We start from the raw sequence: 14,108 nt of genomic DNA, 5'->3' as shown, positions 1-14,108 counted from the left end.
CCGGCGGCCACACGGACGAGCGTGTGGCCGCCGGCCCGTGCGTTCCGGCTCCGGATCAGAGCGCGGAGGCCGACGGGCTCACGCCGGGTGCGGGGGTGTTCGGCCCGCGCTGCGGCAGCAGGGCCTTGCAGGTCTCGAACGCCTGCGCCGACTGCGGGTCGGAGGTGGGGAGGCCGGGGAAGCCCCTCGTGCCCGGTGCGCCGGGGGAAGCCGACGGCAGCACGACCCCGTGGTCCTTGAGGCAGCTCGTGAACGCCTTCATGGCGCTGCCGTCACCCCCGCCGGAGCCGCCGCCACGCCCGTTGAACTGCGGGCGCAGGTCCGCGCAGGCCTGCGCCGCCGCGCCGCGCTGCGGGTCGGGCGACGCCCTGCGGCCCGGTCCGCCGGACGCACCGCCCCAGCCACCGCCGCCGGGCCCTCGGGTGCCGGTCGGACGGGGCGCCGTCGTCACGCCGTGCTGGGCCAGGCACTGACGGTACGCGTCCATGGCCTTGGCGTCCGGGGACGACGAAGCCGAGGCGGAGGCGGAGGCGGAGGCGGCCGTACGTACGGCGCCCGCGCCGGAGGAACAGCCCGCGAGGAGCAGCCCGCAGGCCGCGAGGGCCACGGCGGACAGCGCGGCGGTCGGCCGGGTCGTGGTCCAGGGCATGTCCGTCGTCTCCTCGGGCTTCGGGCCGCCGGCGGCGTGGGTGCGCCGGCAAGCGTGACTGAACCGCACGGAGATGGGGGCGACCGGGGCGTCCGCTGGGAGTTTCCTGACCGTGCGCGGCCTCCCTCGCCCCGGGGGCGGGAGGAGCCCGCACCGTACGTCCCGTATGGGACGCCATGCCCGCTTCGGTCGGGTGCGGCGTTCCCAGGGAACTCCCAGGAAGCTCCCAGACCCCCCAAAGTCCCGGCGGCCAGGATCCCGCCCCATGAACGTGCTCCCACGGCGGCGCAGGGCCGCCCTGATCAACTCGGTGCTCGGCGTGGCGGTCCTCGCGGGCGCCGGCGGCGCGTACGCGGCGGTGACCGGCGGTGGCGACGGGCCGGCGCGCGGCGGCGCCCGGACCGTCGCGGTCACCAAGGGCACCGTCCTCGCGACGGTGTCCGGCGCGGGGTCGCTGAGCTCGCCGAGCGACGCCGGGGTGAACTTCACGACGGGCGGCCGGCTCACCGAGGTGGACGTCAAGCCGGGGGACAAGGTCACCAAGGGCCAGCAGCTCGGGAAGGTCGACGCGACCGCCGCGACGGAGTCGCTCACGCAGGCTCGGGCCTCACTCACGGCGGCCCAGGCGAACGTCACCAAGGCCGAGGCGGGACAGGTGGGTTCGGCGTCGGGCAGCGGCTCCTCCTCGTCGAAGGGCGTTTCGGTGCCCGCCCCGACGCCTACCGTGGACGCGGCGCAGGTGGCCCAGGCCCGCGCCCAGCTCACCCAGGCGCAGAACGCCGTGGACGCCGCGCAGCGCGCCGTCGACGGGACCGTGCTCAAGGCGCCGGCCGCCGGGACGGTCGCCTCCGTGTCCGCCAAGGTGGGTGACACGGTCTCCGGCACGAACGGCAGCGGCGGTTCGGGCTCCGGCTCCGGCTCCGGCTCCGGTGGCAACTCCGGCTCCTCCAGTGCCGCTTCCTCCTCCGCCCTCTCCGGGTTCGTGGTGCTCACCAACCCGTCCGGCATGCAGGTGACCGCGAACTTCTCGGAGGCCGACGCGCTGAAGCTGAAGCCGGGCCAGCCCGCCACCGTCACGCTCAACGCGATGTCCGGCAAGGTGCTCAACGCGCAGGTGCTGTCGGTCAGTTCCCTGCCGACCGGCAGCGGCTCGTCCTCCGGTGGCGGCAACTCGGGCAGCGGCAGCGCCGTTCAGTACGCGGCCACGCTCACCGTGACGAGTCCCACCGACGACCTGCGCAGCGGGCTGAGCGCAGCCATCCAGGTCGTGATCGGGGAGGCGTCCGGAGCCCTCTCGGTTCCCACCGCCGCCGTGTCGGGAACCGGTGCGAACCGTAGCGTCACCGTCGTCAAGGCGGACGGCACCGCCGTACGGACGCCGGTCACCGTCGGCCTCGAAGGCGACAGCACCGACCAGATCCTGAGCGGGCTCACCGAGGGCGAGCGGGTTCAGCTGGCCGCGGTGTCCTCGACCGGCAGCGGGGGCTTCCCCGGCGGCGCCTTCCCCGGCGGGGCCGGGACGGGCGGCGCCCGCGGTCGCGGCGGGGCCGGAGGCAGCGGTTCGCGCACCACCGGGGGCGGGGGTGGCCGCGGATGACGCCGCCGGTGATCGAGGTGCGCGCGCTGCTCAAGACGTACGGGCACGGCGACTCGGAGGTACGCGCGCTCGGCGGGCCGCGCGATCCCGCGACGGGCCGCCAGCCGGGGGTCGAACTCCTCGTGGAACAGGGCGACTTCGTCGCCGTCATGGGCAGCTCAGGTTCGGGCAAGTCGACCCTGATGAACATTCTCGGCTGTCTGGACGTCCCCACCTCGGGACGCTATCTGCTCGACGGGATCGACGTGGGCGGCCTGGACGAGCACCAGCTCTCGCTGGTCCGCAACCGCAAGATCGGCTTCGTCTTCCAGTCCTTCAACCTGGTCCCCCGTACGAGCGCCGTCGCCCAGGTGGAACTGCCGCTCGCGTACGCCGGGGTGAAGGCCGCCGAACGGCGCCGGCGCGCGGTGGCCGCGCTCACCCTGGTGGGCCTCGCCGACCGCCTCGACCACCGGCCCAACGAACTCTCCGGCGGCCAGCAGCAGCGCGTGGCCGTGGCCCGTGCGCTCGTGACCGCCCCCGCGATGCTGCTCGCCGACGAGCCGACCGGGAACCTGGACAGCCACAGCACCGAGGAGGTACTGGCCCTCGTGGACCGGCTCAACGCCTCCGGCCGTACCGTCGTACTGATCACCCACGAGGACGAGGTGGCCCGCCACGCCAAGCGGGTGCTGCGCCTGGTGGACGGGCAGATCGTCGAGGACGTCCGGCAGGCGCCCGTCGGCGGGCCCCCGCCCGCGATGCGCGGGGCCGCGCACGCCGTGGCCGGAGGTCTGCGGTGAACCCGTTCCAGACGCTGCGCTTCGCCCTCGGCGGCCTCGCGGCGAACAAGGTGCGCTCCGCGCTGACGATGCTGGGCGTGCTGATCGGCGTGGCGGCGGTGATCCTGCTGCTCGCCGTGGGCAACGGCTCCTCCCAGGCGGTGAGGGACTCCATCGAGAAGCTCGGCACCAACGCCCTGACCGTCTCCTCCGGCACCGGGTTCGGCGGCTCGCGCTCCGGCTCCGCCTCCGCGACCGGCACGAAGCCGCTGACCGTCGAGGACGCGCGGGCGCTCGCCGACCCCTCGGCGGCTCCGCACGTGGAGTCGGTCGCCCCCGAGGTCACCACCGCGGAGACCGCCCTCTACGAAGGCACCTCGCACACGGTCGGCCAGGTCGTCGGCACCTACCCGGCGTACTTCAAGGCCTCCAACAGCAAGGTGGCGAAGGGCGACTACTTCAGCAACGACGACGTACTGGCGTCGCGGAAGGTCGCCGTCATCGGCGCGACGACCGCCACGGACCTGTTCGGCACGGCCGACCCGGTCGGCAAGAAGCTGGTGCTGGGCGGCACTCCGTTCACCGTGGCCGGGGTGCTCGCCGCCAAGGGCGGTACCGGCTTCCAGGACCCGGACGACGTGGTGGTCGCGCCGCTGCCCACCGTACAGAACGCGTTCACCGGCTTCGGCTCGGTCGGTCAGATCCTCGTCGAGGCCACGTCCTCGGAGGCGACGGCGGAGGCACAGAGCGAGATCACGACCGTCCTGATGGGGCGGCACGGCATCAAGGATCCGGCCGCCCTCGACTTCCGGGTGTCCAGCCAGGAGTCGCTGCTGACCACTCAGGCGGCGACGAACAAGACGTTCACCGTGCTGCTGGGGGCGGTCGCCGCGATCTCCCTGCTGGTGGGAGGGATCGGGATCACCAACATCATGCTGGTCACGGTGACGGAGCGGACCCGTGAGATCGGCATCCGCAAGGCGATCGGGGCGCCCCGGGGCGTCATCCTCGGCCAGTTCCTCGCCGAGTCGACGCTGCTCTCGCTGATCGGCGGCGGGCTGGGCGTCGCGGCCGGGCTGATCGGCTCGCACTTCACCATCGTCGGAATCAGACCGGTCGTCATACCGGAGTCGGTCGTGGGCGCCTTCGCCATCGCCGTGGCGATCGGGCTGTTCTTCGGCGGATACCCGGCCAACCGGGCCGCGAGCCTGCGGCCCATCGAAGCACTGCGGCACGAGTGAGCCGGCACACGCGGGAACAGGGAGAAGCTGACATGGCACGACGCCGCACCGAACCGGGGAAGCAGTCCGAGGCGGGCGAGGACCGGTACGCGCCGTTCGCCGATGTGTTCACGGCATCGGCGGCCGGTGAGGACCCCTTCCCGGAGGAGCTGATCGTGGAACACCCCGTCGCGCACGTCGCGGAGGGCCCCGCCGCCGAGGGGCCCGACGGTGATCCCGAGGGGATCCTCGCCGAGCCTCCGGACACCCGGGACATATCGGCGGAGCTCGCCGCGCCACCCCGGCCGCGACTGCCCTGGCTGACGCTGGTGCTCTCGGGCGGTGTGGTGGCCGGGCTCGCCTTCACCGGGGGCGCCCTGGTCGAGAAGGGCCATCTCCAGGGCACGCCCGGGGGCGGGTCCGCAGGCCGCGGCTTCGCGGCCGGGGCGGGCGGCCAAGGACGTACGGGCGCGGCCCAGGGCGGTACCGGGACCGGACAGAACGGGGGGCGGCAGGGCTTCGGCGGAGCGACGGGCGGCCCGGGCGCCGGGGCCGGCGCGACCACCGGTACGGTGAAGCTCGTCGACGGCACCACCCTCTACGTCACCGATGCGGCGGGCGACGTCGTCAAGGTCACCACCGATGCGAACACCCAGATCACCCAGGCCAAGAGCGGCAAGGTGTCCGACCTCCAGCCGGGTCAGACCGTCACCGTGCGCGGCAGCCAGAACCCCGCCGGCGATCTCGCCGCGACGACCGTCGCCCAGGGTGGCGCGGGCGGGTTCGGGGGCGGAGGCGGCGGCCGGGGCTGAGCGCGCGAGGAGGAGGGACCCCCCTTGAACAGGGACAAGGACAGGGAGAGGGGCACGGCCACGGCCATGCCCGAGGCGAGCCTGCTCGTCGTGGACGACGAGCCGAACATCCGCGAACTGCTGTCCGCCTCGCTCCGGTTCGTCGGCTTCCGGGTCACCTCAGCGGCGAACGGCGCCGACGCGCTGGCGGCCGTCGCCGAGGAGCGGCCCGACCTCGTGGTGCTCGACGTGATGCTGCCCGACATCAGCGGGTTCGCCGTCGTACGCCGCCTGCGCGAGGAGGCCGGCAGCGGGTCGGGGGCCGACCACCTGCCGGTGCTGTTCCTCACGGCGAAGGACGGCGTCGACGACAAGATCGGCGGACTCACGGCCGGGGGCGACGACTACGTCACCAAGCCGTTCAGCCTGGAGGAGCTGATCGCCCGGATCAGGGCGATCCTGCGCCGCACCGGCGGGCCGACGGGCGAGGGGCGCCTGATCGCGGGCGACCTCGAACTGGACCCGGTGGGCCATCAGGTCCTGCGTGGCGGCCGGCCCGTCTCCCTCTCCCCCACCGAGTTCAAACTGCTCGCGTACCTGATGACCCACGCCGACCGCGTCGTCTCCAAGATGCAGATCCTCGAACACGTGTGGGCGTACGACTTCGGCGGCGACCTCAGCATCGTCGAGTCGTACATCTCGTACGTGCGCCGCAAGGTGGACTCGGGCGCGGACGGCGCCGTCAAGCTCATCCACACCGTGCGCGGCATCGGGTACGTCCTGCGCCGCCCGCAGGGCTGACATGGCGGGGTTCCGGCTCGCCGGCCTCTCGCTGCGCTCGCGGCTGGTGCTGCTCTCGATCGCCCTGGTCGCGCTCGGGCTGGCCGTCAGCGACACCGTCGTCCTGGGATCGGTACGGGCCCAGCTGGTGGGCCGGGTGGACCAGCAGCTGGAACGGTACGGGGATTCCGTGGCGTACCGGGTCCGGGCCGAGGGCACCCCGCAGCCGCACCTCGGCCGGCCGGGCGGCGGACCGGGTCGGGCCTGGCTGCCGAGCCAGTACGTGGTGGCGTTCGCCGACGCGGACGGACGGGTGAGCGACCAGTTCCGGGAGCCCGTCGCGGCCGGGGACCCGCGCCCGCTGTGGCCCGCGATGGACGGGGCGCAGCTGCGGGACCGGCTCGGGCGGGCGTTCGAGGTGCCGAGCGATCACGGGGACGGCACCTGGTGGGTGCTGATCGTGCCGGTGGGGAGCGAGGATCCGGCGCTGCCGGCCGGGGTCGTGGTCGCGGCCCCGCTGGACGACGTGTCCTCCACCCTCGACCACCTGGCCACGGCCTTCGAACTCATCGGCGTCGTGGTGTCGCTGCTGCTCGCCGCCGCCGGCTGGTTCGCCGTACGGGCCGGGCTGCGCCCGTTGCGGCGTATCGAGGAGACCGCGGCGGAGATCTCCGCCGGGCGCCCGCTCTCGCACCGGATGCCGGACGCCTCGCCGCGTACCGAGACGGGCCGGCTGACCAGCGCGCTCAACGGGATGCTCGCGCAGATCGAGTCGGCGTTCGCGGTCCGCGCGGCGTCGGAGGAGCAGATGCGGCGCTTCGTCGCCGACGCCAGCCATGAGCTCCGTACGCCGCTGGCCGGTATCCGGGGCCTCGCGGAGCTGTACCGGATGGGCGCCCTCGCCGACGAGGCGGACGTGAAGCGGACCATGGCCCGGATCGAGAGCGAGGCGGTGCGGCTCAGCGGTCTGGTGGAGGACCTGCTGACCCTGGTCCGGATGGACGAGCAGCGCCCGCTGGAGCTGGCCCCGATGGACCTGCGCACGCTCGCGGTGGACGCCCTGCACGACACCCGGGCGCTGGATCCGGCGCGCGAGGTGACGCTGACCGGTCCGGGTGGTGCCGGTCCGCCCGGTCCGGCACCGGTCTGCGGCGACGAGGCGCGGCTGCGCCAGGTGATCGCCAACCTGGTCGGCAACGCCGTCGCCCACACCCCGGCCGGCTCGCCCGTGCGCATCGGGGTGGGCGGCTCGGGCGGCCACGCGGTGATCGAGGTGGCCGACTGCGGGCCGGGGCTCACGCCGGAGCAGGCGGCCCGGGTCTTCGAGAGGTTCTACCGGGTGGACGCCTCGCGCAGCCGGCAGGCGGGTGGCGGGGCGGGGCTCGGCCTGGCGATCGCCTCCGCCCTGGTCCGGGCCCATGGCGGCGGACTGGAGCTGGAGACGGCGCCGGGCGGCGGGGCGGTGTTCCGCGTCCGCCTGGAGTCGGCCGGGCCCTGAGCGGCCTCCTGCCTACTTCAGGCCTATCTCGTCGCAGGCGGCCTTGTACTTGTCGGTGCAGATCTCGGCGACGGTGTAGACGCCGTCCTCGATGACAGTCGACCTGATGTTGTTCTTGGTCAGCGCGACGCCCGGGACGAGCACGGACGGCACGCCCTGGGTGGTCGGGCTGTCGACCATCTGGTTGATGAGTCCGTCGATCTTCTCGCCCTGGGCGAGGGAGACGGCCATCTCCGCGGCCGCGGCGGCCTCGGGGGCGTAGCTCTTGTAGACGGTCATGTACTGCTCGCCGGCGACGATCCGCTGCACCCCGGCGAGTTCCGCGTCCTGGCCGGTGACCGGCGGCAGAGTGGAGACTCCGGCGGCCTTGAGGGCGCTGATGATGCCGCCCGCCATGCCGTCGTTGGCGGAGTAGACGCCGATGATCTTTCCCTTGCCGAGGGCGGAGAGCGCGGCCGTCATGTTGGCGTTGGCGTTCTCCGGCTTCCACTCCTTGGTGTCGTACTCCTTGCCGATGGCCACCTTGCCGTCGAGGACGAAGTGCGCTCCGGACTTGAAGCCCTTGGCGTTCGGGTCGGTGACCGAGCCGTTCATCATGACGATCTGGCCGGAGCCGGCCTTGTCGCCGAGCGCCTCCAGCAGAGCCTTGGCCTGGACCTTGCCCACGTCCTCGTTGTCGAAGGAGGTGTAGGCGTCGATCGGCCCTTCGGCGAGACGGTCGTAGGCGATGACCGGAATACGGGCGTCCTTGGCTTTCTTGACCGCTCCGGCAATGGCCTTCGCGTCCACGGCGTCGATGATGATCACATTCACCTTACGGGCGATCATGTCGTCGACCTGGGCGTTCTGGGCAGCCGCATCCTGCTTGGCATTGGCGTAGACCACTTGGCCCTTATTGCGCGTGAACTTGGCGATTTCCTTCTCGATCAGCGGCTTGTCGAACTTCTCGTAGCGCGCCGTCTGGTCCTCCGGGAGCAGGAGGCCCACCTTGATGGCCTCCTTCCCGGCCGAGCCGCCGGATCCCGCGTCGGCGCCCTCCGTACTGCCGCAGCCGGCGAGCGAGACGGACGCCGCGGCGGCGGTGACCGCCACGACGGCCCGAGCGAGATGCGTGTTCACGACGTAAACCTCCCTGAGCAGGCCGTGTCCTTTCGGCCGAGGTAGACGCAGTCAACTCGGCACCGACACCCCCGTCAAGAAGTGAACTATTAACGAGATGGCAACGTTGCCATCACGCTCCGCTTCGGAGCAATTCGGCAATTAGCCCTTCTTTTCGGCACGATTGACACTGCCGCGAAAATTCAAGTCGTGAAAAGTTGAGGCGGGCATGCTCCCACCTGATCCAGGACCGCAATTGTCCTGATCGGGTCATCACCGCCGCGTTCGACGGCGAGGAACTCGCATGGGTGCCGGTCGAGGACGGCACCATCGGCCACGGCGAGATCCGCGTCGGCGACACGGTCGTACTGGCCTTCGACCTACGGCCCGACTGGCCGGCGATGCCCTCGCTGCTGCGGGTCTACGTCCCGGACGCGGACGCCGCCATGGCGGCGTCGGTCCGGCACGGGGCGCAGGTCGTCACCGAGGCAGCCGACAGCGCGTGGGGAGATCGCGGCGGCCGGGTGCGGGATCCGTTCGGCAACATCTGGTGGGTGATGAGCCGGGTCGAGGACGTCGAACCGGACCGGGTCTGGGAACGCGCGTCGAGCGCCCCGCAGCACCCGGCCGGCAGAGAGAGCGGGCCGGCGTTTCCGGGGAGGCGCCGCCTGCGGGCCCGCGGCGCCTCCCGTCGTGGATGTGCTCAGGCCCCGGCCGGGCGGCCGCCGCCCGGCGCGCGGCGCATCGGCCACAGGGTGGGGCCGCCGCCCGGGAGCTGGACCTCGCCGAGCACGGTGAAGCCGAAGTGCCCGTAGAAGGGGAGGTTCGCCGGCTTGGAGGATTCCAGGTAGACGGGCAGGCCCGCCTCGTCGGCCTTGGCGAGGCCCGAGCGCAGGAGGGCGGATCCGTGACCGTGCCCCTGGGCGGCGGGATCCGCACCGATCACGGCCAGGTACCAGTGCGGCTCCGTGGGCCCCTCCCCGGCGGCGGCCTCCGCGGCCTGCCGGAAGAGCGGCGCCCGGTCGCCGAGGATCACCGAGAGCTCCTCGACGGTCGCGGCGTCGGGAACGGCCTTGTCCGCCGCGTCCGGCGGAACCCAGAAGGCGGCCGCCGCGTCGGTGCGCTCGCAGACGCCGTGGTGCGCGTACTGCCGGGTGAAGATCGTGCTGAAGTACCGGGCCAGACGCGCCTCTCGCCCGGCCCCGCCGGGCCCGTCGGATGCTCCGGCGCTCTCGGGTGCTGCGGGCTCGTCGGGGAAGAACCAGCGCATCATCGGGTCGTCGTCGAACGCGAGGGCCAGGGTGCGGCCTATCTGTGACGCCTCGTCAATCGTTGCCGGTTTCGGCATGTTTGTCATCGACATACGCCTCATTCTGCACCGGATGATCTTCCATGCCCGGACCGGGGTGCCCCATGGCCACAGGCCCGGGTCTTGCGTGAAGCGTCCAGTGGACGCAAGATATGCGTCCACTGGACGCATAATCGAGTGAGGCGGGGCATGGACCGTACGACGGGCACCCACGGACACCACGAGACGGACCCGGGCACCGGACCGGGAGGCGGTGGGAACGGGTGGCGCGGCAGTGCCTTCGTCCCCCGTCAGGAGGACCTCGAACTGCCCCTGCCCCCGGTGTTCACCGACCCCGCGCAGGAGCGCGAGCACCGCAAGCAGCGGCTCGCCGGCGCCTGCCGCGTCTTCGGCCGCCTCGGCTTCTCCGAAGGGGTCGCGGGACACATCACCGTGCGGGACCCGGAGTACACCGACATGTTCTGGGTCAACCCGTTCGGCATGTCCTTCCGCCACGTCCGCGTCAGCGACCTGATCCTCGTCGACCACGAAGGACAGGTCCGCCACGGCAGGCGGCCCGTCAACCGGGCCGGGTTCGTGATCCACTCCGCGATCCACGCGGCCCGTCCCGACGTGATCGCCGCCTGCCACGCCCACGCCGTCCACGGCAAGGCCTTCTCCAGCCTCGGGCGTCCGCTGGACCCCATCACCCAGGACGCGTGCGCCGTGTACGAACAGCACGCCGTGCACCGGGACGGCGCCGGCGCCGTGGTGGTCGAGGAGGAGGCCGGCCGGCAGCTCGCGGCGGGGCTGGGGCCGCACAAGGCCGTCATCCACCAGAACCACGGCATCTTCACGGTCGGCGGATCGGTCGACGAGGCGGCCTGGTGGTTCATCTCCATGGAGCGCAGCGCCCAGGCGCAGCTGCTCGCCGAGGCCGCGGGCACCCCGCACCTCATCGACCCCGAGTCCGCCCGCTACACGCGGGACCAGACCGGGTTCCCGCTCGCGGGGTGGTTCTCCTTCCAGCCCCTGTGGGACGAGATCGTCCGCACGGAACCCGACCTCTTCGAGTAGGCTCCGCGACCCATGACGCCCCCGCACGAAACCGGTCCGCCCTCCGCGCAGGCCGGATCCCCCGCCTGGTGGCAGGCACGGTACGCCGAACGCGACCGGCGCAGGCCGCGCCAGGGCGGGCTGACGCTCGACCGGATCACGGCCGGCGCGCTCGAACTGGCCGACCGGGAGGGCCTGGAGGCGCTCACGATGCGCCGGCTCGGCGAGCACCTCCAGGTGCGCCACACCTCCCTGTACCGGCACGTCGGAAGCCGGGAGGAGCTCCTGATCGAGACAGTCGACCACATGCTGGGCGAGATCCGGCTGCCCGAGCTGCGCGGAGACTGGCGGGCCGGGCTGGAGCGGGGGGCCCTGGAGTTCCGCCGGGTCCTCGCGGCGCACCCGGCGGTCGTCCCGCTGCTGACCTCCGGGCAATTGCTCGGCCCCAACGCCCTGCGGGCCCGTGAGCACGCCCTCGGACAGCTCCTCGCCCACGGGTGGAGTCCGCGGTCGGCCGTCCACGTCTACCTCACGATCACCCACTTCGTGATCGGCGCCGCCGTGCTCGACTCCGGCGGCGCGGCCCGGACCACCGGACAGCGCGCCGCGATGGCCCAGTTGTTCGGCTCCCTCTCCCCGCTCACCCACCCGTCCGTACACCGCCACGCCGAGCTCCTCAACTCCCCCGATCCCGAGGCGGAGTTCGAGTTCGGACTGCGGACCCTGCTGTACGGACTGGACCACCGGCACGCCGAGGAGGCCCCCGCATGAACGGCGAACGCGTCCTGCCACCGCTGCACCGGTGGACCGAAGGCGGCAGTACGTCGCGGATCGGCGGGCACCGCGTCTTCGTACGCCAGGACGGCCCGCCCCACGGCCCGCCCGTCACCCTCGTCCACGGGTTCCCGACCTCCTCCCACGACTGGGCGGCCGTGGTACCGGTGCTCGTCGCGGCCGGACTGCGGGTCACCACGCTCGACCTGCTCGGTTTCGGGGAGAGCGACAAACCCCGGCGCCACCGCTATTCGGTGCTGGACCAGGCCTCGCTCGTCGAGGAGGTCTGGCGGCGATGCGGAATCGGCGACACGGCCGTGGTCGCGCACGACTACGGAGTGAGCGTCGCCCAGGAACTGCTGGCCCGCGACCCGGCCCGCGTCACCCGCACGGCCTGGCTGAACGGGGGCCTCTACCCCGATCTGCACCGCCCCGTGCCGATCCAGCGCCTGCTGCACGGTCGACTCGGCCCGCTCCTGGCACCGTTCACCTCGGAGCGCCGCTTCGGGGCGACCCTGCGTACCGTGCTGGGCCGGCCCCTCCATGACGAGGACCTGCGCGATCTGTGGCTGGCCGCCTCCCGCGCCGGCGGCCACCGCCTCGCCCCGCGCCTCCTGCGCTACATCGACGAACGGCGTGTGCACCATGACCGGTGGGTCTCGGCGCTGGAGGGGTTCACCGGCCCCACGCTGTTCGTGTGGGGCCCGGCCGATCCGATCAGCGGCGCCCACGTACTGGCCCGGATCCGGGTGCGTATGCCGGACGCCCGGATCGTGGAGCTGACGGGCCCGCCGGCCGTCGGGCACTACCCCCAGCTGGAGGATCCGGAGGCGGTGGCGGCGGCCCTCGCCGGGTTCCTGGCCCCCTGAGGCGCCGGGCGGGAGACCGGGCTCAGGGGTTGCGGGCCAGGGCCGCCGGGGCTCCGGCGGACTGGGCGCCCTCCGCTTCGAGCGTCAACCGGTCCGCCGACTCCATCTTCAGTACGTAGAGGTTGCCCTGGGGGCAGTCGAAGGAGGCCGCGCGGTCGCTCGGATGGCTGGTCACCGCGGCGAAGACCGCTGTGTTCCCCTTGATCTGCTGGAGCTTGAGGGCCTCCGTACACCCCAGGTCCCGCCCGGAGGAGGTCTCCTTGACGTTGCTGACCTGCTTGCCGACCATCTCCCCCACGGCCCCGGCGTTCAGCGTCACCGTGACCGCGAACTCCCCCGTCCTCGCCCGGGTGATCCCGTCCGCGTTCGGCGTCCCGGGCCCCACGCCGGACCAGGTGCCGACCCACGTCTGCGGCAAGGACCCGGCGGAGGACACCGGGGAGGAGGGAGCGGTGGACGGCGCCGTGGAGGACGCCGGCGGCGAGGCGGCGGAGGATCCGCGCTCGCCATCGCCCTCGTGCAGCACGATCGCGAGCGTCACGGCCGTCGCGAGTACGACGACACCCGCGGCCGCGCCGATCACCGCCCGCCGCCGGGAGGCCCACCCGGCCCCGGGTCCGCCTCCGGTCCCGCTCCCCGTCCCACCCGCCGTCGGCGTCGGCGTCGGCGTCGGCGCGTACGGGGGCGGCGGCGGGGGAAGCGGCCCGGGGCCCCTCCCCGCGGGGGCTCCGGCCGCGGGCTGCGACGCGGTCATGAGCCCGCGCAGTTCGGCCGCCCGGCGGCCGGCGTCCGCGACCAGGGCCGGCGGCGCGGCCGCGCTCCAGTCCCCGTCCTGCGCGGCGCCGAGCCGTGCCCGTACCTCCTCGGCCGTCGGCCGCGCGGCCGGCTCCTTGGCCAGGCACTCCCGTACCAGGGGGAGGAGCGCCCCGGGCACCCCGTCGAGGACGGGCTCGTCGTGCACGATCCGGTACAGCACGGCCGGTACCGAGAGCTCCTCGCCGCCCGCCAGGAAGGGGCTGTGGCCGGTCGCCGCGTACACGAGGACCGCGGCCAGCGAGAACACGTCGGCCGGGGCCTCCGCCACGGCGCCGACCGCCTGCTCGGGCGCGAGGAAGCCGGGTGTGCCGATGACGGCGCCCGTCTGCGTGTGGCGGGGGTCGCGTACGGCGCGTGCGATGCCGAAGTCGATGAGGAAGGGCCGCTCGGGGCCGAGCAGCACGTTCGCCGGCTTGATGTCCCGGTGTACGACTCCCACCCCCCGTACGGCGACCAGCGCGGCCGAGAGTTCCCGGGCCAGGCACCACAGGGCCGGTTGCGGCAACGGCCCGTGGCGGCGCACCCAGTCGCCGAGCGAGGGCGCGGGGACGTACTCCGTCGCCAGCCACTGCGGGAGCACTCCCGGCGGGCTGAAGTCCACCACCGAGACCGTCCACGGACTGCGTACGCGGTCGTTGGTGCGTATCTCTCGGGCGAACCGGTCGGCGAAGTCCGGCTCCAGGCTCAGCTCGCGGTGCACGGTCTTGAGGGCCAGCGGCCGGCCGGAGGGGGTCCGGGCCAGGAACACCTCGCCCATTCCGCCCTCGCCGAGCCGCGCCAGCAGTCGGTATCCACCGATCTCCGGCAGGTCACCAGGCCGCAAAGACTCCACTGAACTCCCCCGTCCCCCACGGACTGCTGCACGGCCCGCGGCGAACGGGCCGTCCGGTGGATCAACTTAGCGGACGGGC

The 14,108-nt window shown here is 73.2% G+C and carries 14 protein-coding genes; 10 read left to right on the top strand and 4 right to left on the bottom strand.

Translation table 11 applies throughout. The annotated features are described in order from the left end of the window. Window positions 1–55: 55 nt before the first annotated feature. Complete coding sequence (locus CP980_RS31495) at window positions 56–649, bottom strand: hypothetical protein (protein ID WP_150529670.1); 594 nt, start codon at window positions 647–649, stop codon at window positions 56–58. Window positions 650–914: 265 nt separating this feature from the next. Here CP980_RS31495 and CP980_RS31490 point away from each other — a divergent pair, with 265 nt between their 5' ends. The 6 genes from CP980_RS31490 (at window position 915) to CP980_RS31465 (ending at window position 7,296) form a co-directional block, all read left to right on the top strand. Next, window positions 915–2,246, top strand: coding sequence for an efflux RND transporter periplasmic adaptor subunit (locus tag CP980_RS31490; protein WP_150529669.1), 1,332 nt, complete (start codon window positions 915–917; stop codon window positions 2,244–2,246). After that, a complete protein-coding gene (locus tag CP980_RS31485; protein ID WP_132760060.1) occupies window positions 2,243–3,028 on the top strand; it encodes an ABC transporter ATP-binding protein in 786 nt (261 codons plus the stop codon). The genes CP980_RS31490 and CP980_RS31485 overlap by 4 nt, the downstream gene beginning before the upstream one ends. Continuing rightward, window positions 3,025–4,248, top strand: coding sequence for an ABC transporter permease (locus tag CP980_RS31480; RefSeq protein WP_150529668.1), 1,224 nt, complete (start codon window positions 3,025–3,027; stop codon window positions 4,246–4,248). Before CP980_RS31485 ends, CP980_RS31480 begins: the two co-directional genes overlap by 4 nt. A 32-nt stretch (window positions 4,249–4,280) precedes the next feature. Further along, window positions 4,281–5,039, top strand: coding sequence for a DUF5666 domain-containing protein (locus CP980_RS31475; protein ID WP_132760058.1), 759 nt, complete (start codon window positions 4,281–4,283; stop codon window positions 5,037–5,039). Between the two features lie 66 nt (window positions 5,040–5,105). Continuing rightward, window positions 5,106–5,819 (top strand): response regulator transcription factor, encoded by a 714-nt coding sequence (locus CP980_RS31470; RefSeq protein ID WP_132760129.1) that lies wholly within the window; start codon window positions 5,106–5,108, stop codon window positions 5,817–5,819. A gap of 1 nt (window position 5,820) precedes the next feature. Continuing rightward, entirely contained in the window at window positions 5,821–7,296 is a 1,476-nt protein-coding gene (locus CP980_RS31465; protein ID WP_150529667.1) for a sensor histidine kinase, read from the top strand. 12 nt (window positions 7,297–7,308) lie between these two features. Here the strand turns inward: CP980_RS31465 and CP980_RS31460 are convergent, their stop codons facing one another. Further along, on the bottom strand, window positions 7,309–8,415 hold the full coding sequence (locus CP980_RS31460) for a sugar ABC transporter substrate-binding protein (protein WP_150529666.1): 1,107 nt from the start codon (window positions 8,413–8,415) through the stop codon (window positions 7,309–7,311). Window positions 8,416–8,612: 197 nt separating this feature from the next. On the opposite strand from CP980_RS31460, the gene CP980_RS35325 reads away from it, so the two are divergent. Next, window positions 8,613–9,209, top strand: coding sequence for a VOC family protein (locus CP980_RS35325; RefSeq protein ID WP_167535908.1), 597 nt, complete (start codon window positions 8,613–8,615; stop codon window positions 9,207–9,209). Here CP980_RS35325 and CP980_RS31450 read toward each other — a convergent pair. Further along, complete coding sequence (locus CP980_RS31450; protein WP_150529665.1) at window positions 9,098–9,766, bottom strand: GNAT family N-acetyltransferase; 669 nt, start codon at window positions 9,764–9,766, stop codon at window positions 9,098–9,100. The two genes, CP980_RS35325 and CP980_RS31450, sit on opposite strands and share 112 nt — an antisense overlap. Before the next feature lie 126 nt (window positions 9,767–9,892). Between CP980_RS31450 and CP980_RS31445 the strand changes: the two genes are divergently transcribed. The 3 genes from CP980_RS31445 to CP980_RS31435 are packed head-to-tail and all read left to right on the top strand — an operon-like array spanning window position 9,893 to window position 12,381. Beyond that, entirely contained in the window at window positions 9,893–10,759 is an 867-nt protein-coding gene (locus CP980_RS31445; RefSeq protein ID WP_099888139.1) for a class II aldolase/adducin family protein, read from the top strand. A 12-nt stretch (window positions 10,760–10,771) separates the two neighbouring features. Continuing rightward, complete coding sequence (locus CP980_RS31440) at window positions 10,772–11,509, top strand: TetR/AcrR family transcriptional regulator (protein WP_150529664.1); 738 nt, start codon at window positions 10,772–10,774, stop codon at window positions 11,507–11,509. Beyond that, a complete protein-coding gene (locus CP980_RS31435; RefSeq protein ID WP_132760052.1) occupies window positions 11,506–12,381 on the top strand; it encodes an alpha/beta fold hydrolase in 876 nt (291 codons plus the stop codon). The genes CP980_RS31440 and CP980_RS31435 overlap by 4 nt, the downstream gene beginning before the upstream one ends. A 22-nt stretch (window positions 12,382–12,403) precedes the next feature. Here CP980_RS31435 and CP980_RS31430 read toward each other — a convergent pair whose 3' ends face one another. Further along, window positions 12,404–14,020: a serine/threonine-protein kinase gene (locus CP980_RS31430; RefSeq protein ID WP_150529663.1), complete on the bottom strand. Its 1,617-nt coding sequence runs from the start codon at window positions 14,018–14,020 to the stop codon at window positions 12,404–12,406. Between the last annotated feature and the right edge of the window lie 88 nt (window positions 14,021–14,108).

Source organism: Streptomyces vinaceus, assembly GCF_008704935.1.
GTDB lineage: Bacteria > Actinomycetota > Actinomycetes > Streptomycetales > Streptomycetaceae > Streptomyces > Streptomyces vinaceus.
Note: the sequence above shows the minus strand (reverse complement) of the source record. Positions and strands in the feature narration are given on the sequence as shown.

What these genes read in the sequence shown, in the direction of transcription:
- CP980_RS31495 (WP_150529670.1), bottom strand. Translation starts at nt 649, where the DNA reads ATGCCCTGGACCACGACCCGGCCGACCGCCGCGCTGTCCGCCGTGGCC.
- CP980_RS31490 (WP_150529669.1), top strand. Translation starts at nt 915, where the DNA reads ATGAACGTGCTCCCACGGCGGCGCAGGGCCGCCCTGATCAACTCGGTG.
- CP980_RS31485 (WP_132760060.1), top strand. Translation starts at nt 2,243, where the DNA reads ATGACGCCGCCGGTGATCGAGGTGCGCGCGCTGCTCAAGACGTACGGG.
- CP980_RS31475 (WP_132760058.1), top strand. Translation starts at nt 4,281, where the DNA reads ATGGCACGACGCCGCACCGAACCGGGGAAGCAGTCCGAGGCGGGCGAG.
- CP980_RS31470 (WP_132760129.1), top strand. Translation starts at nt 5,106, where the DNA reads ATGCCCGAGGCGAGCCTGCTCGTCGTGGACGACGAGCCGAACATCCGC.
- CP980_RS31465 (WP_150529667.1), top strand. Translation starts at nt 5,821, where the DNA reads ATGGCGGGGTTCCGGCTCGCCGGCCTCTCGCTGCGCTCGCGGCTGGTG.
- CP980_RS31450 (WP_150529665.1), bottom strand. Translation starts at nt 9,766, where the DNA reads ATGAGGCGTATGTCGATGACAAACATGCCGAAACCGGCAACGATTGAC.
- CP980_RS31445 (WP_099888139.1), top strand. Translation starts at nt 9,893, where the DNA reads ATGGACCGTACGACGGGCACCCACGGACACCACGAGACGGACCCGGGC.
- CP980_RS31440 (WP_150529664.1), top strand. Translation starts at nt 10,772, where the DNA reads ATGACGCCCCCGCACGAAACCGGTCCGCCCTCCGCGCAGGCCGGATCC.
- CP980_RS31435 (WP_132760052.1), top strand. Translation starts at nt 11,506, where the DNA reads ATGAACGGCGAACGCGTCCTGCCACCGCTGCACCGGTGGACCGAAGGC.